Raw genomic sequence first — 15,510 nt, 5'->3', positions numbered from 1 at the left:
CGCACAGCCCGCCGCGCCGCTCACACGCCGAACAGCCGCGCCGCGTTCCCGTAACAGACCCCGCGCAGCCAGTCCTCCCCCAGCTCCAGCTCTGCGAGCACCTCCAACGCATGCGCGTACCCGTAGGGGATGTTGGGGAAATCGCTGCCGAACAGCACCCGATCACCGAGATCCATGAGCCGGCCTCGTTCCGCCCGCGGGAACGGCGCGATCCGCTCGGCGAAGTCCGTGAACGACATGGTCGTATCGAGGTACACGCCCGGATAGCGCTGTGCGAGGTCCAGGAAGTCGGCGTACTCCGGCATCCCCATATGCGCGATGACCAGCCGCAGTTGGGGGTGGCGGGCCAGCAGTCGTCCGATCGGCTCGGGCCCGGTGTGCTTGCCCGGGGCAGGGCCCGAGCCGCAGTGGATGACGACCGGCACCCCGGCCTCCGCAAGCGCTCCCCATACGGGGTCGAGCAGCGCATCGGCCGGGTCGTACCCGCCCACCTGCACATGCGCCTTGAAGACCCGGGCCCCGTCGGCGAGTTCGGCACGCACATACTGCGCGGCGCCGTCCTCCGGGAAGAATGTCGCGGTCCGCAGACAGTCGGGCGTACGGGACGCGAAGTCGGCCGCCCAGCCGTTCAGCCACTGCGCCATCCCCGGCTTGTGCGGATAGATCATCGAGGTGAAGGCGCGTACGCCGAAGCCGCGCAGCACCGCCAGCCGCTCGTCCTCCTCGAACCGGTACGTGATCGGCCACGCCCGGCCCACCAGCGGCCCCGCCGAGTCGAAGTACGCCCAGACCTTCGCCATCACCCGCTCGGGCATGAAGTGCGTATGCACATCGATCAGCCCCGGCAGCCCCAACTCCCGCCAGAACGCGCCGACCCGCTCATCACCGTCCGCCACGCGGGGCCCCTCCCTTACGGTTCGACCACTACGGCCTCGTCCCTACGGCCTCGTCCCTACGGCCCCGACCGGCACGGCCCGACCCCTTCGCAGATATCCGGGCCCGGGCCCGCGCCTACCTGCCGAACGCGCCCCCGGCACCCGGCACCCAACACCGGCAACCGGGCACAGGGCAACCCGGCACCCCGGAGGACCGCCCGGCCCGTGAGGCCCACACACCCGTATGGCCCGCCCGCCCACATGACCAGCGCGCCCGCATGTCCCACATGCCCGTATGACCAGCGCACCCGCATGTCCCACGCCCCCGTGTAGCCCACACAGCGGCCCGCTGAGCCCACCAGCCCACCCTCTACACCTGCACCCGGCATCTAAACGCCCCCGCCCGGCCCGAAACAACCCCTCTCAGCCGCCTTCCGCGCAACGCCAACCACACCACCGGCGCCCCGAAGGGCCCGGCCAAGGACCCGGCAACGGCCCCGGCAAGCCGGACTATCCCGCGCCGGCCGACTCCCCCCAGGCCGCCCCGGCCGACTCCCCCAGGCACACCCACCTCAGAACAACCCCTCCTGGCCCCCCATCCCCTCCCGCTCCCGCTCCCCGGCCCCGCGCGCCGCGGCCCGCACCGGCACCGTCGTCGCCTCTCCCACGGCGGGCCCCAGCACCCACCCCGACAACAGCCGCGCATCCATCACCGCCACCGCCCCGGCAACCCCACCAGCAGCGCCAGCACCCCTCTCCCGCTCCCCGGCCCCGGTACCGGCCCCAGCCTTGGCCCCGATCTCTTCCCCCGCCCCGACCCCGGCCCCGGCCCCCACCCCGGCCAACCGCAGATACACATCGGCCCCCACCCCGGTCAGCACCTCCCCCACGATCTCCGCCCCGGGCGTCATCCCGCCCAGCTCCGCCACCTCACCCGGAATCCGGTCGAGCCCGAACAGCTCCGTATGGTCGGCACAGGCGAACTCCACCGGTTCGAGCGTCTCCGGCCAGCCCGCCAATTGCCTTGCTGCGCGATGCAGTTGAGCCAGCTCGGCGGCCCGCTCCGGCACCGGGGGCAGCGCCCCGCGCGCCGCCCGCTTGGCCGCCTTCGCAAACCGGTCGGGCACCGACAGCGCACTCCCCAGCAGCGCCTCCGCCCGCCGCGCCGCCATCAGGGGCCCCCGCCCCAGCCAGGCGTACGCCACCGCCCCCTGCTCCACGAGCCGGGCCGGACCGCGCTCGGCGGCCGTGATCCCCACCTTGAGGAGACCGGGACCGAAGTACGCGAGATAGACGCCGTACGGACGCGGATCGTCGGCCATGGTGTCCGCGGCCACCGAACGCGACCGGTCCAACTGGGCGCACCGCGCACACTGATCCTTGGCACTCGCACCGTCGAGCACCGCACCGTACGGGCACACGATCCAGCGGCCGGCGCGCCACACCCCCAGACACAGCCGCTCGCCCTGCGCGGCGAAGGCCAGCCGCTTGCCCGCGGGGAGCAGGCTCACCCGCCCCTCGCCCCGCTCGGCGCAATACCAGCCGAGCCGCTGTCCGAACCGCCCCTCCGGCCCCGACCCCGGCCCGCCGCCCGACCAGCGCGGTCCCGTACATCGCCACACACCGCCAGCGTACGACCACCCACTGACAACGCCACCCGCCCGCACCCGGCACCGCGGCGCCCCCGGGGCCGAGCCCCCCGGCCCGCACCCCACACCCGCCCGGGGCCCGCGCCCCAAGCACCATCCCCCGCCCCACCAACGAGCCCCCACCGAGGCGGTCCACCACCGACCGGGCCACCACCGCCCCGCCGCACCCTCCCCGACTTCCCCCTCAAGCCCCGCCCCTCAAGCCCCGCCCCTCAAGCCCCCAACTCCCTCAAGCCACCAGCCCACCCCCACCCCCCGGCCCCCGAAACGTGCTCCGATACGCCCGCGGCGACACCCCCAACGCCGACTGCAGATGCTGCCGCAGCGAGGCCGCCGTCCCGAAGCCCGCCTCCGCCGCGATCCGGTCCACCGTCAGGTCCGTCTCCTCCAGCAACTGCCGGGCCCGCTCGATCCGTTGCTGCGTCAGCCACTGGAGCGGCGAAATGCCGACCTCCTCCCGGAACCGCCGGGTGAAGGTCCGTACGCTCATCGACTCCCGCGCCGCCAGCTCCCGCAGACTCAGTGGCCGGTCCAGATGCTCCAGGGCCCAGGCCCGCGCCACCCCCGTGGACGAGATCTGCGGCTCCGGCATCGGCCGCCGGATGTACTGCGCCTGCCCGCCCTCCCGATGTGGCGGCACCACCGTCCGCCGCGCCACATCGTTGGCCACCGCCGCCCCGTGGTCGCACCGGACCATGTGCAGACACAGATCGATCCCGGAGGCGACCCCGGCGGCCGTCAGCACCTCGCCCTCGTCCGTGTACAGCACCTCCGCATCCAGCTCGACGGCCGGGAACAACCGGCGGAAGTCGTCCACGGACCGCCAGTGCGTAGTTGCCCGCCGCCCGTCCAGCAGTCCGGCCGCGGCCAGCACGAACGCCCCCGTGCAGATCGACGCGACCCGGGCCCCGGGCCGGATCCGGCCCAGCGCCCCGGCCATCGCCGGACTCAACCGCCCGGCGCTCCGCTCCGCCCCCAGGTCGTAGTCCGCCCCGGACGCCGGTACGACCACGGTGTCCGCCTCCGCCAGCGCCTCCGGCCCGTGCGCGACATTCACCGTGAAGTCCGTGTCCGTCCGCACCTCACCGGGCTCCAACGCGCAGGTCACCAGCTCGTACAGCGGCTCCCCGTCCGCCGACCGGGCCTCCCCGAAGATCCGGTGCACGATGCCCACCTCGATCGGCAGCATCCCGTCCCGCACCAGCACCGCCACCCGGTGCCGCCGCCCGCTCCCCGCAACGGCCCGCACCCGCCCGGCCCCACCACTGCCACCGCTCCCGCTGCCACGCTCCACGACACCCATGGCCCGATCCTTGCACACTATGACCATCGGGCCACTCGTCCGGCGTCCCACCCCCGCGGAGAGTGGACTGCATGAAGGTCCTCTGGCTGTTCGCCCACCCCGACCAGCGCTCCCTGAGCGGCGCCCTCAAGACCGAGGGCCTCCGCGCCCTCGACGCCCAGGGTCACCGGCACCGCGTCTCCGACCTGTACGCCATGAAGTGGAACCCGGTGGTCGACGCCGCCGACTACGCACACGACCCGGCCGACCGCCTACTCATCGGCGAGGCCTCGGAACGCGCCTACACGGACGGCCACTTGGCCCCCGACATCCGCGCCGAACAGCACAAGCTCGCCTGGGCCGACACCTTGATCATCCAGTTCCCCCTCTGGTGGTACGGAATGCCGGCCATCCTCAAGGGCTGGTTCGACCGGGTCTTCGTCAAGGGCTTCGCCTTCGGCATCACCGACCCCGCCACCGGCCGCCCCCAGCGCTACGGCGACGGCAAACTCGCCGGCAAGCGCGCCATGGTCATCACCACCGCCGGCGCCCGCGCCGCCACCCTCGGCCCGCGCGGTGTCAACGGAGACCTCAACGATCTCCTCTTCCCTCTCCAGCACGGCACCCTCTGGTACACCGGGATCTCCGTCGTCCCGCCCCTACTGGTCCCGGGCGCGGACCGCATGACCCCCACCGCCTACGCGACCGCCGCCACCCGTCTGCGCGAGCGCCTGCGCACCCTCCCCACCACCGAGCCGCTCCCGTTCCGTCACCAGAACAGCAGCGACTACGACGACGAGCTGCTCCTCCACCCCGACCTGGCCCAGCTGCCCCCGCCCCGCACCGGCCCGGCCGTCCACTACACGGCCCCGCCGCCACCGGTCCACGGATGAAAAGCACGCACAAAAAGCCGCAGGCCCAGTGGAAGTGATTCCACTGGGCCTGCGGCGTCAGTAGCGGGGACAGGATTTGAACCTGCGACCTCTGGGTTATGAGCCCAGCGAGCTACCGAGCTGCTCCACCCCGCGTCGGTGAAATGAACACTACGCGACTCCCCGGCCAATGCCTAATCGTTTCTCTGCCCCTCACCCCGCCAACCCCCAACTGCCGCCTTGCGCACCCCTGTTGACCCGCCCTTGCAAAACTGACCGCATGACGTCGACACACTCCACACACTCCACACACTCCACAGACTCCACAGCCCCCGCAGACTCCACAGACTCCATGGCTCCCACCGCCCCCACCACCCCCACCCGCCCGGAAGGCCCCACCCATCTGATTGCGGTGGCCGGCAACAGCCCGGGGGTCGGCAAGTCGACCCTCTGCCGCTCCCTGGCCGACTGGATGAGGAGCACCGGAGCCACCGTCGACCACTTCCAGGAGGCCGACATCCTCACCCGCCCCGCGTTCCGCCCCGTGGCCGAGGAGTTCGCCGGCGGCGCCCACAGCGTCCGCCCCGAGACCCTGATCGCCGCCACCCGCGCCTACGTCACCGAGTCCCGCGCCGCCGGGATCGACGTCCTGGTCACCGACGCCCTGATCCCGTTCGTCCCGTCCCTGGTGGCCTGGGGCCATGACGAGCCCGCCATCGCCCGTTTCCTGCGCGAGGTGGCCACCGCCGTCGAACCGGCCCGGGTGACCGTGGTCTACGTGGAGGACGACCCCGCGACCGCCCTCCGGCGCGCCGTCGACCGCGAGGGCCCCGACTGGGAGAACTGGTATCTCACCAAGCTCGCCGCCTCCCCCGGCACCCGCTCCGTCCACGACCTCCCCTCGGCCGCCGCCCACCTGCGCCACGAAACCGCCCTGACCCACCGCCTGCTCGCCGCCACGCCCTGGCACGTCCTCACCGTGAACGTCGCCGACCTCGACGCCCTCCGCACGGCCCAGCACGTCCGCGACCACCTGGCCGCCGTCGTGGACGTCAAAGGCTGACGACGCATACCCCGGCCGCAGCCCCAGCCTCAGCCCCGGCGCCGTCCCGCGGCGCCCGCACCCTCAGCCACCCGCCAGACGTCGCGGTCGCGGTCACAGTCACAGTCACGGCAACCAGGCGTCCACCGCGCTCAGGCTTGGGCCCCGGCCGAGCACCAACAATCACCCCCGCTGAATTCCCTCGGTGTCGAGCAGCAACCCCCGGCGGCCGTCCGCGGACTGCGCGAGGATCGCCGGTCCCCGCTGCTCGACGGCGAGGTACCAGGTCCCCGGTATCAGCTCCGCCACCGGCTCCAGGGAGCCGTCCTCACGCACCATCTCGCGGGCCACCGGGACCGCGAACCAGAACGGCTGGAAGCCCGGCTCCGGCGCGGCCGCCACGGCCCCGGCCAGACGTTTGGCCTTGCGCAGGGCCTGCCGGGCATGGCTCTCCGCCACGTCGCTGCCCCCGTGCTGGATTCCGTCCGTCTCGAACAGCAGCCCTCTGCGACCGTCCTCGGTCTGCACCACGAAGGCCCCGTCGCTCTGCCCGACGGCGAGGTACCAGATTCCCGGCGCCAGTTCCGCCACCGGCTCCGGGGAACCGTCCTCGCTCAGCATCTCGCGGGCCACCGGGACCGCGAACCAGAACGGCTCGAAGCCCGGCTCCCCGGCTGCCCCGTAGTCCACGTAAAACCCGCGCTCGATCCCGTCCGCGTCGAGCAACAGCCCCCTGCGGCCGTCCTCGGTCTGCACCACGAGGGCCTGGCCCCGCTGCTCGACGGCGAGGTACCAGATCCCCGGCACCAGTTCCCCCGTCGGCTCCAGGGAGCCGTCCTGGCCCATGAGCGGACGCGACACCGGGACGGCGAACCAGAACGGCTGGACGTCCCGGTCGGGGGCGGCGGCGAGGGCGTTCGCCAGCCGCTGCGCGGTCTCCACCGTCTCCAGGGCGCGGCGCTCCGCCTCCTGACGCAGCGCCTCGCTCTCCAGGCGTAACAGTTCCGCGCGCCGCTCCATCTCCGCGAGCCGCTTCTCGGCTTCACTCTGCCGGGAGGCAAGCCTCTCCACATCGACCAGGAACGGCGGCACGGCCCCATCCGGTACGCCCCCCTCCTGCGCGGCCCGGTTGCGGGCGATTGCGATACGGCCCCCGGTATTGCGATTGCGCTGCTGGGGCACCGGCCGGGACCTGCTCGCCAGCCGCCCGCGAAGATGCCGGTAGAGGGTGTCCATGTCCAGCGGATCGGGCCGGTCCGGAACGCCCTCGGTCAGCGCCGTGATCAGCTCACCGGTGAACGCCGTGTACGTCTCCCCGGGCGGGGACAGCGCCGGCCGGGTCTCGGCGGAGGCCGTCAGCAGGCAGGTCCCCTCGACGATGGCCCGGTCCGCGATGTGCTCGCTGGCGCTCATCTTCCCGAGCAGGGCACGTCCGCTGTAACAGCAGTCGAGGATCACCACGGTCCGCCGGGGCCCCGCCTGCGGGTCCAGCACCGCCCGGCGCAAATACTCGTACCGCAGCGAGGTGTAGATGCGCTCACGCTCCGAGCCGGGCAGGGCGAGGTAGAGCTCGTCGGTGTGCGGGTCCGTGAGTCCGTGCCCGGCGTAGTAGACGAGCAGGGTGTCCCGGGCCTTGCCGGCTCGCTCCAGCACCGTGTCGAGCACCTGCGTGTCACTGCCGGGCTGCGAGAGCACCGTGCACGCCTCGACGGGCAGCCCCCACACCGCGGGATCGGTCAGCGCCTCCCGCAGCCCCACCAGATTCCGGGCGACCGCGGGCAGCTGCTCCAGGTGGACGTAGTCATGCACGCCCACCAATACGGCCTCGGAGCGGCCCGGGTCCGACAAGAGGGCCACGGCTACTCGCTGTCTCCGTCCGCCGGCGCCGGAGCGGGCGCACCGCTCTCGCTCCAGACCCGCAGAATCCGCTCGACCGTCTCGGGAGAGCCGTCCTGCACGGTCACCACCACACCGTCCCGTTCGAGCCGGATCTGCGGCGGACGGGGGCGCGAACCCCGCCAGGTGGCCACTGCGGTGATCAGGCTGCCCAGAGCAATGCTGTTGGCGAGCACGACATTGACGATGTCGAGCGCCCCGCCCATGTGTCCCGGCTCCGGCCGCCTCGGCCCGAGGGACACCTCCACCTGACCACGCAGCTCGGGCTCCGCCACCAGCCAGCGGTACAAGGACGCCGCCGACTCCGCGAGCCCGGCCTCCTCGGCATCCGTCGCGCCCCCTCCGAACGACAGGTTGACCTCCACCCGCCCCGGCCCCTTCCGTCGCCGCCGCTCCAGGCCCACATCATAGAAGCGCACCTCCCCGGCCACCGGGTTTTCCACAGGCCCGGATACCCCATTCCCGACCCGCGCGACGCCCACCCGACACCACCCCGCGACACCCGCCCGCACCGCACAAGAACACACCCACCACGCAAAGTTGACCTACAGTCAGGCCCCACCACCCGCGCGAACCACTGCACGCATCACCAGCGATCGGCAAGTCCCGCCATGCACCCTCAATTCTGGCTCAGATCGCTTCACACGCACCCGGCGTTCCGTACCCTCGAAGTACATGGCACTACGAACGGAGGACCAATGAAGACCCCCCTCAGCCGTCTGGCCTCCCGCACCGCCTCATTCCTGCTGCACGGACGGCGCCCCCGGCTCGACCACTCTGAATCCCACCGAGCCGCCCGGCCCAACCAACACGCAGGCCTGATCAACCACTACCACCCCTCTCCTCCCATGGCGGGCAGCAGCGGCCTATAAGACCCCCGCAACCACCCGCCCCAGGCCGAGCCGAGCCGAGCCGAGCCGAGCCGAACGAGCAAGAGGCCCGGCTCGGCTCTCTGCGAACTCTCCTGGCCCACGGGCGGCGGCACCGGCCCCGCCCCGGTTGCTGCACTTCACTGCCCTACGGCACGCCAAAGCCCCCGCCCGGACGACCCGGCGGGGGCTTCGGCCTCTGTGCATTACGACATCAGCAGGAACCCACTACTCCTGGAGCGGAATTGGGCGTGGCATGAGCCGCGTGACAGGTCTCCCTTCCCAGGGGATGACTCAGTGACAGGTTGTTGCCACGTCGCCCAAGAAGCAGCGACCTTCATCCAGGCTCCTGATACCTGATCAGTCGTCATCGCCGTCGTCGCCGTCGTTGTCGCCCTGGCTGTCGTTGTCGTCGTGGTCGATGTGCTGGTTGAGGATCTTGCCGCTGGCGGCGTCGATCGTGACGTCGTGGCTCTTGTGGTCCTTGCCGAGGACGTCGACCTCCCAGATGGTGGAGCCGTTGTGGTCGTTGTCGTCGAGGCTGTAGGAGACGACGGTGCCGGGCACTGCCTTCAGGGCCTTGTCGGTGGCCTTGTCGTGGCCGGTCTTGTCGGCCCTGAGCAGGGCCTGGGTCTCGGCGGCGTCCTCGGCGGCGTCATCGTCGCGGTCGGTGTGCTGGCTCAGGACCTTGCCGCTGCCGGCGTCGATGATGACCTCGTGGCTCTTGTGGTCCTTGCCGAAGACCTCGACCTCCCAGACGAGGGAGCCGTTGCGGTCGTCGTCGTCGAGTTCGGCGGAGGTCGCGGTGCCGGGGACGGCCTTCAGGGCCTTGGCGGTGGCCTGGGACTGGCTGATCTTGTCGGCCTTGACCTGCGCGCGGTCCTTTGCAGTGTCGTCCAGGTGGCGCTCGTTCTGGGAGAGCTGGACCGAGGACTGCGGGGCCGGGCCGCCGTCGTCGTCCGCGAAGGCGGTCGCGGCACCCGTGCCACCGATCAGTGCGACAGCGGCAGCCGTGGCGAGGACGACGGCGCGGGGGGTGAGCGTGCGCTTGGCGGGGGCCTTCATGAGGACGTTCCTCCGGATCGTGTCGCGGTCTTGTTCCGCCGGAGGGCCTGTCGCGCCCTTCCGACATCCACCACAGTGCCGACCCGAACCTGAACACAGCCTGAAGCCCTGAAACCCCCTTCAGTCCCCAGCCCCGGAACTCCCACTGCCTCCCGGCCGCACCACAGAGGTGCTCCTGTGACTTTGACTCGTACATGACCGGGAGGGGCGAGAATCCTGCAGGTCGCTGCACTGACTGCGTTGGCATCGCGTCTGAGGCTTGGCGAAGGCAAGCCGGCACCACTGGCTAGTGCGTCATGACGGCGCTGGGAGCCTCACCGTTCTGTGCCTGCTGGGCACGGGCTGTCGTAGTCGCTGCGAAGGATTGGAGGATGCGCAGGTCCGTGCCGCCGGCGCCCTTGTCCAGCATGACGACATTGATGACGACCGTCCCCACCCGGACCGCCGCGAACGCGCCGGTCGCCTCGGTGATCCCGGGCGTCGGACTGTTGGCCCATTCGACGGCGGCGGATTCGTCTCCGCCCACGTTCGACATGGCCACCGGCTTCGGCGTGGACCCGAAGTCCGCGTTCTGCCGCTTGATTTCCGCGTATCCGGCGGCAGCCGCTCCGACGCTCCCGTAGGTCACCACCTCGATCTGCGCCTGGTCGAAGTCGAAGCTCGGGGTGTAGGAAGTCTGGACGTCGAGCAGCGAGTCCTTGCACATCGCACGCCCCGTTCCACACTTCACCTCTTTGGGATTTCCCGCACGCACGCTCCAGCCGGTCGGCAGGCTGTCCAGGCCGGGAAAGATCTTCTTGGCCAGCGTCGCGTCCTTGATGGCCGTCGCGGAATCTCCGGACCCACCTCCGCCCTGTTCGAGGGAACCGCCACCGTTGAAGAGCCGCACCCCGCCATAGAGGCCCAGCGCCACCAGCGCGACCAGCACGAGAGCCGCGGCGAGCAGGGAGAAACGGACATTGCGGGTATTGCTGATGCTCACACCCGCCATGGAGATGATGGGCCGGCCCCGCACCGGGCTGTTGGCGAAGGAGATGCCCGCATTGACGCTTGGTGCGGACGCGGGCGGCGGACCAACCAGGGCCAGGGCAATCCGCTCGGCGAAGTGCGGGTCGGCGGCCACCTCCGCCTGGATCACGTTCCTCAGCTCCGCGACAGCCGCAGGGTCGGTGGGGCTGGTGTCGACGGTGCTGATCGCCGTACGGCCCCGCTCGGTTGTCCCCAGGCGATCGCGCACGATCGTCGACACGGCCTGGCCCACCTCGGCCCCGACTGCCGCGGCCGTTCCGCTCGCCATCTGCGTGAAGATCGCTAACACCTGTTCGACCATGAGTCGCCCCCCGGCAACCGCAGCAACAAGAGCTTCATTGTCGCCGCCGCCACACCAACCACGGAGGCGTATCACCAAACCTCGTGGCCACCTGCCACCGCACATGTACCGCTCACGCCGAATCACAGGTTCCCGCCACCCAACAGTGAGAGGCGAAACCAACCTCCAGCCGGGCCAGGGCCCTACTAGCCACTGAGCTGAAGAGCTGACCCATCTTCAGGAACCGGCCAACAACGAATCACTATGGCCATCTATCGAGCAACGCCAGATCCGATTTATGTGGGTTTGTATCGAATATCGCCAGAATCTACCCACAGGCATCCTGGAAGAGAGTTCCTGAGGCGGTTGCCGTCAACCACCGCCGTCACGAGAAACACCAGAGGCCCCGCCGAGTCCTCGGCGGGGCCTCTGGTCTGCTGTTCGCTCGGCAGGATTCAAACCTGCAACCTTCTGATCCGTAGCTCTGAAGAGATCGGTCATTGAAGGCCATACAGGCTGTGGGGAGGAGCATGGCGACCGATGCTCGGGGCTGGCGGTTGCTGGAGTTGCTGTACTTCGCTGCTGTACGGCGCATCTCACAAGGGCGCCAACAGGACCATCACTTGTCCAGCGAGTCGCGCAACGAGCTAATCACTCGCCCCAGCCGTTCGTTTGCCTCACTGGGCAGCTCCGGGATAGGAACGCCGGCTGCGATGTGCTCACCTACAAGCCACAGCACCTCGTGGAGATCCTCGGCGCTGGCGCGGTCGAGGCGCAAAACAATGTCATCAGGCATGCTGGCAAGCTTTCCGACGGGGCACCGGGCCGGTCCCTGTGGACGGAGCCAGCTACTTGGAACCGGGACGCGTGGCTGACCGCCGCTTTACAAGTTCGCCCGCTGGCTCCCTGCCGCACCGTGCACCTGGGGCTTCGTGCTGTGCCGGGTCACTCAGGGATATGCGGATGTGCGGCGTCGTTGATGTCAGCCTTAGTTGTCAGGACTGGAACAGCTGCGGGTGGGGGCAATGCTCCAGAGGGTCGCCGGGACGGTCGGCCCACTTCCACCAAACGTGCCCGCCAGAGCACCGCCACAGCATGCGGCAGGCTCGCGGGCCACCGTCTTCCCGGCCGGAGAGGACGAAGCCTCCAGCCTTCAAGGGCTGATCGCACTCAGGACAGAGGGGTGGGTCGTCGGACATGATGCGCAACATACCTTGAGTCCAGGCAGCAACGACATGAGCTGGGAATTACCGCCGGTTTGCCTCACTTACGTGCGCTGACCAGACAGAACGGTCCGTCGGTGCGCTGCCGCGAACCCTCGGATCGAACCGCCGTTGAGCGCGGTTCTCCGCTGCAACTGGTGCCCTTCTGGCGCGCTAGCCGTGCGACAACATCGCCGCTGCGAGTGCCCGGCCCCACTAACGACTGATGGGAATCTCGTAGACGATTTCGCACAGAGCGGCGGGGACGACGATGTCCGCTGTCTCCACAGGCCTCCCCTGGTCGCTGTAGTACGTCCGCCGGATGTGCGTGACCAGGCTGCCCTTCTGAATGCCGAGGACCGACGCCTCCTCGGCGTTCGCTTGCCGCGGCTCCGGCTGCTCCACAGCGTGGCTGACCGTGATGCCGATCTCGGCCATGCGATTCACCACGCCCACCCCGGCGTGCGGCCCACCCTCCGGGAGGACGACGACGGTGCCGGCCGTGAGGTCGTACGGCTCCCAGCTCGTCGACAGCTGCATCGGCTTGCCGTCGGCGAGGAACTCGTACACGGTGCGGACGCACAGGTCGCCCTCGCCGATACCGAGGCGCGACGCGATCTCAGCCCCTACCCCGGCGGCGGGTAGCGAGCGCAGCGAGCCTTGATGAAGTAGAGAAAGTTCTATCGCACCGACGTCAGCCGCTTGCCGTCATGGCTCCGCACGTGAGGTCCCGCACCATCCAGGGCATCCAAGAATCGGACCGCGTAGACCTCGGACATGGACTCGGCCACCTCGAGATCGGGAAGAACCTCGCCGCCCTGGTGAAGGTACCCAAGCCGAGGCGCCGCCGGATCAAGCCGTGGTCCGCGGTCGAAGCGGGGCAGTTCCTCGCGGACGGGGTGACTCGTGAGGATCCCCTCTTGGCTGCTTGGGTGCTCGTGCTGTGCCTCGGGCTCCGACGCGGGGAGGTGCTGGGCCTCACCTGGAAGTCGATCGACTTCGAGGCAGGTGAACTGTACGTGGACCACCAGATCCAGCGGGCGGGGCGTCAGATCCTCCACCGTGAGCCCAAGACGGAGGAGTCGGACGACTTCCTGCGGCTACCGGCGCTCTGCCTCAAAGCCCTCCGGATGCGGCGCGCTCAGCAGACCGGTGATCGGAAGGCGGCCGGTGATCTCTGGCAGGACAGTTACGGGCTGGTCTTCACGACGAAGTACGGCACGCCGATCGAGCCGGGGAACCTGACGCGGATGTTCGCTCTGTGAGCTCGCCGGGCCGGCCTCCGGGTCATTCCGCTGCGGAACACCCGGCACACCTGCAGCTCGCTCCTGGTCGCCCTCGGCGTCCACCCCAAGGTCGCTCAGCGCATCCTGCGGCACTCGCAGATCGCGATGACGATGGAGGTCTACGCCGAGGCGAGTGAGGAAGAGGTCCGCTCGGCCTTGGGCAAGCTTTCTGAGGCGATGGGTGGTACCGGCTGACCCGGTTGCTGTACTTCGCTGCTGTACGGCACGACAAAGCCCCCGTCCGGATTACCCGGCGGGGGCTTTGACCTGCTGTGCGCTCGGCAGGATTCGAACCTGCAACCTTCTGATCCGTAGCTCTGGAGAGATCGGCCATTGGGGGTCATACAGGCTGCGGGGAGGAGCATGGCAACCGGTGCTGGGTGCTGGTGGTTGCTGGGGTTGTGTACTTCGTTGCTGTACAGCACGATCGGGGCTAGGGGTGAGAGCGTGCAACGCGAACGACTCGAACAGTTGCTGAGCGGCGACGACGAGACCTCGGTGGCCGCTCTGGCCACTCTCCGCGCCAGCGCTTCTTACGTTGTCTGGGATGGCGCGATGCCTGCCGAGTCACTCGCCAGAGTTTATGGGCGCCGGCTCAGACACACCCTCCGGAAGAGCATCGAGACGTCCGGCCTTGAGCAGGCCGTGCAACTCAACCGATACGGCGGACCGGTCCGGCTGGGTCAGATCCGGGCTACTGACGGGTCGTGGATCTTCACGCTATTCCTCGACCAGGACGGCGGCACGCTGGTGGCGTGCACCGGCGTCCGGCAACCGGGCCCGCCGCCATCAGGCGCCTGCTAAGGCTCCATACCGGGATCACGGCTGCTATGGCTCTCGGCTTCTACTGAGACTGCCATGCTGCCCCGGCGTCGCTTGGGGGTATGCCCCTGAGCTGGGCCCGGCCTCACTACCGATTGATGGGAATCTCGTAGACGATCTCGGACAGGGCGGCGGGAACCACGATGTCCGCCGTCTCCACCGGCCGCCCCTGGTCGCTGTAGTACGTCCGTCGAATGTGAGTGACGAAGCCGCCCTTCTGGATCCCGAGGAGCGATGCCTCCTCTGCGTTCGCTTGCCGCGGCTCCGGCTGCTCCACTGAGTGGCTGACCCTGATGCCGATCTCGGCCATGCGGTTCACCACGCCCGCACCTGCGTGCGGCCCTCCCTCGGGGAGGACGACGACGGTGCCGGCGGTGAGGTCGTACGGCTCCCAGCTCGTCGACAGCTGCACAGGCTTGCCGTCGGCGAGGAACTCGTACACGGTACGGACGCACAGATCACCCTCGGCGATACCGAGGCGCGACGAGATCTCGGCCGGCGCCGGCACCTTCGCCTCGGTCCGGCTCTCCCAATCCCCCAACTTGCCTGCGGCCTTCATGTCCGAGCGGAACGGGGAACCGTCAGGATGCTCGCGCGCCGAGGAGCGGACCACGCGTACACGCTGACGAGGGGCGGCGACGTACGTGCCGGATCCGGCGCGACCTTCCAGCGCTCCCTGAGAGATCAGTAGCTCTTGAGCGCGACGAACCACGTTCTCGCCGACGCCGCATTCCTCGGCGATCTGGGCACGTGAGGGGAGCCGGTCTCCCGGCGTCCACTCCTGCTCCGCGATCCGTCGCCGGAGCTCGTCAGCGATGCGGAGATACGGCGGCTGCTCAGGCATATGGAAAATCTAGTCCACTAGCTCTAATCTAGTTAACTAGCTTCACTCCAAGTGACCGCCAGTGACGGAGGCTGCCCTGTGCCTGCTTCGGACCCAAGAGCCGAAGGCATTGCAGCCCGGCTATCCGCCGCCGGCCTCACCCCGCGCGTGGAGCACCACCACGTAGTCACCTCGATCGAAGCGGAGGTACCGGAAGAGCTCTCCGCCGAGTCATGGCGGGAGGTCTTGGAAGTAGTGGCGGAGGCCGACCGATTCGGGCTCCTCGCCAACAGCTTGAACGGCCGCACCTTATGGGCCGCCGTACGCAGAGCGGCCCCCGCGACGGGCGATGTCCGGGGGCCTGGCCGTCAGCGATAGGAGCTGATCAGCATGTTCAACCGTATCCGCCACAACTGGCCCGCGACGGCGGAGGCCCTTTGATGCCTCCTCGTCAGAAGCACTGCGTGACCAACCCGAAGGCCGTTACCTATCAATCGAGTTCCTGCCGGATCGGTAGG

The 15,510-nt window shown here is 69.7% G+C and carries 12 protein-coding genes, 1 tRNA gene and 5 pseudogenes; 5 read left to right on the top strand and 13 right to left on the bottom strand.

The window, feature by feature from the left end; all coding sequences use genetic code 11:
• Nucleotides 1-20 precede the first annotated feature (20 nt).
• The 3 genes from NUT86_RS21980 to NUT86_RS21970 form a co-directional block, all read right to left on the bottom strand.
• Complete coding sequence (locus NUT86_RS21980; RefSeq protein ID WP_274737215.1) at nucleotides 21-896, bottom strand: amidohydrolase family protein; 876 nt, start codon at nucleotides 894-896, stop codon at nucleotides 21-23.
• A gap of 551 nt (nucleotides 897-1,447) precedes the next feature.
• On the bottom strand, nucleotides 1,448-2,497 hold the full coding sequence (locus NUT86_RS21975) for a DUF2797 domain-containing protein (RefSeq protein ID WP_446750778.1): 1,050 nt from the start codon (nucleotides 2,495-2,497) through the stop codon (nucleotides 1,448-1,450).
• A gap of 256 nt (nucleotides 2,498-2,753) precedes the next feature.
• Nucleotides 2,754-3,827, bottom strand: coding sequence for a GlxA family transcriptional regulator (locus tag NUT86_RS21970; protein WP_446750777.1), 1,074 nt, complete (start codon nucleotides 3,825-3,827; stop codon nucleotides 2,754-2,756).
• A gap of 71 nt (nucleotides 3,828-3,898) precedes the next feature.
• Between NUT86_RS21970 and NUT86_RS21965 the strand changes: the two genes are divergently transcribed.
• Nucleotides 3,899-4,699: an NAD(P)H-dependent oxidoreductase gene (locus NUT86_RS21965; RefSeq protein ID WP_018089824.1), complete on the top strand. Its 801-nt coding sequence runs from the start codon at nucleotides 3,899-3,901 to the stop codon at nucleotides 4,697-4,699.
• Between the two features lie 61 nt (nucleotides 4,700-4,760).
• On the opposite strand, the gene NUT86_RS21960 is transcribed toward NUT86_RS21965, so the two are convergent.
• Nucleotides 4,761-4,834, bottom strand: a tRNA-Met gene (locus tag NUT86_RS21960).
• A 196-nt stretch (nucleotides 4,835-5,030) separates the two neighbouring features.
• On the opposite strand from NUT86_RS21960, the gene NUT86_RS21955 reads away from it, so the two are divergent.
• Complete coding sequence (locus NUT86_RS21955) at nucleotides 5,031-5,741, top strand: hypothetical protein (protein WP_174876359.1); 711 nt, start codon at nucleotides 5,031-5,033, stop codon at nucleotides 5,739-5,741.
• 675 nt (nucleotides 5,742-6,416) lie between these two features.
• Here the strand turns inward: NUT86_RS21955 and NUT86_RS21945 are convergent.
• From NUT86_RS21945 to NUT86_RS21910, 8 genes and pseudogenes are all read right to left on the bottom strand, one after another.
• Nucleotides 6,417-6,626 (bottom strand): annotated as a pseudogene (locus NUT86_RS21945) (hypothetical protein); the annotation flags it as partial.
• Between the two features lie 279 nt (nucleotides 6,627-6,905).
• Nucleotides 6,906-7,577 (bottom strand): annotated as a pseudogene (locus NUT86_RS21940) (caspase family protein); the annotation flags it as partial.
• A 2-nt stretch (nucleotides 7,578-7,579) separates the two neighbouring features.
• Entirely contained in the window at nucleotides 7,580-8,047 is a 468-nt protein-coding gene (locus NUT86_RS21935) for an effector-associated constant component EACC1 (protein WP_159487244.1), read from the bottom strand.
• Between the two features lie 798 nt (nucleotides 8,048-8,845).
• Nucleotides 8,846-9,550 (bottom strand): PepSY domain-containing protein, encoded by a 705-nt coding sequence (locus tag NUT86_RS21930; RefSeq protein ID WP_274737211.1) that lies wholly within the window; start codon nucleotides 9,548-9,550, stop codon nucleotides 8,846-8,848.
• A 286-nt stretch (nucleotides 9,551-9,836) separates the two neighbouring features.
• Nucleotides 9,837-10,880: a hypothetical protein gene (locus NUT86_RS21925; protein ID WP_274737209.1), complete on the bottom strand. Its 1,044-nt coding sequence runs from the start codon at nucleotides 10,878-10,880 to the stop codon at nucleotides 9,837-9,839.
• 598 nt (nucleotides 10,881-11,478) lie between these two features.
• A complete protein-coding gene (locus NUT86_RS21920) occupies nucleotides 11,479-11,655 on the bottom strand; it encodes a hypothetical protein (RefSeq protein WP_274737207.1) in 177 nt (58 codons plus the stop codon).
• Between the two features lie 622 nt (nucleotides 11,656-12,277).
• Nucleotides 12,278-12,685 (bottom strand): annotated as a pseudogene (locus tag NUT86_RS21915) (UTRA domain-containing protein); the annotation flags it as partial.
• A gap of 56 nt (nucleotides 12,686-12,741) precedes the next feature.
• Nucleotides 12,742-12,855: pseudogene (locus tag NUT86_RS21910) on the bottom strand (NUDIX hydrolase); the annotation flags it as partial.
• Between NUT86_RS21910 and NUT86_RS40470 the strand changes: the two are divergent.
• A pseudogene (locus NUT86_RS40470) lies at nucleotides 12,853-13,542 on the top strand (site-specific integrase); the annotation flags it as partial. The pseudogenes NUT86_RS21910 and NUT86_RS40470 overlap by 3 nt on opposite strands.
• Before the next feature lie 252 nt (nucleotides 13,543-13,794).
• The gene (locus tag NUT86_RS21900; RefSeq protein WP_274737203.1) at nucleotides 13,795-14,151 is read left to right on the top strand and encodes a hypothetical protein; all 357 of its coding nucleotides are present in this window, start codon (nucleotides 13,795-13,797) and stop codon (nucleotides 14,149-14,151) included.
• A 106-nt stretch (nucleotides 14,152-14,257) separates the two neighbouring features.
• On the opposite strand, the gene NUT86_RS21895 is transcribed toward NUT86_RS21900, so the two are convergent.
• A complete protein-coding gene (locus NUT86_RS21895) occupies nucleotides 14,258-15,013 on the bottom strand; it encodes a GntR family transcriptional regulator (protein WP_274737201.1) in 756 nt (251 codons plus the stop codon).
• Nucleotides 15,014-15,091: 78 nt separating this feature from the next.
• On the opposite strand from NUT86_RS21895, the gene NUT86_RS21890 reads away from it, so the two are divergent.
• Nucleotides 15,092-15,370 carry a hypothetical protein gene (locus NUT86_RS21890; RefSeq protein WP_274737199.1) on the top strand — a complete coding sequence of 93 codons (279 nt, stop codon included), beginning with the start codon at nucleotides 15,092-15,094 and terminating at the stop codon, nucleotides 15,368-15,370.
• Nucleotides 15,371-15,510: the final 140 nt, after the last annotated feature.

The sequence above is a fragment of the Streptomyces sp. G7(2002) genome, assembly GCF_028870195.1.
Classification (GTDB): domain Bacteria; phylum Actinomycetota; class Actinomycetes; order Streptomycetales; family Streptomycetaceae; genus Streptomyces; species Streptomyces nigrescens.
Note: the sequence above shows the minus strand (reverse complement) of the source record. Positions and strands in the feature narration are given on the sequence as shown.

Excerpts from the sequence above, each read along its gene's own strand:
- NUT86_RS21970 (WP_446750777.1), bottom strand. The coding sequence starts at position 3,827 with ATGGGTGTCGTGGAGCGTGGCAGCGGGAGCGGTGGCAGTGGTGGGGCC.
- NUT86_RS21965 (WP_018089824.1), top strand. The coding sequence starts at position 3,899 with ATGAAGGTCCTCTGGCTGTTCGCCCACCCCGACCAGCGCTCCCTGAGC.
- NUT86_RS21955 (WP_174876359.1), top strand. The coding sequence starts at position 5,031 with ATGGCTCCCACCGCCCCCACCACCCCCACCCGCCCGGAAGGCCCCACC.
- NUT86_RS21930 (WP_274737211.1), bottom strand. The coding sequence starts at position 9,550 with ATGAAGGCCCCCGCCAAGCGCACGCTCACCCCCCGCGCCGTCGTCCTC.
- NUT86_RS21925 (WP_274737209.1), bottom strand. The coding sequence starts at position 10,880 with ATGGTCGAACAGGTGTTAGCGATCTTCACGCAGATGGCGAGCGGAACG.
- NUT86_RS21920 (WP_274737207.1), bottom strand. The coding sequence starts at position 11,655 with ATGCCTGATGACATTGTTTTGCGCCTCGACCGCGCCAGCGCCGAGGAT.
- NUT86_RS21895 (WP_274737201.1), bottom strand. The coding sequence starts at position 15,013 with ATGCCTGAGCAGCCGCCGTATCTCCGCATCGCTGACGAGCTCCGGCGA.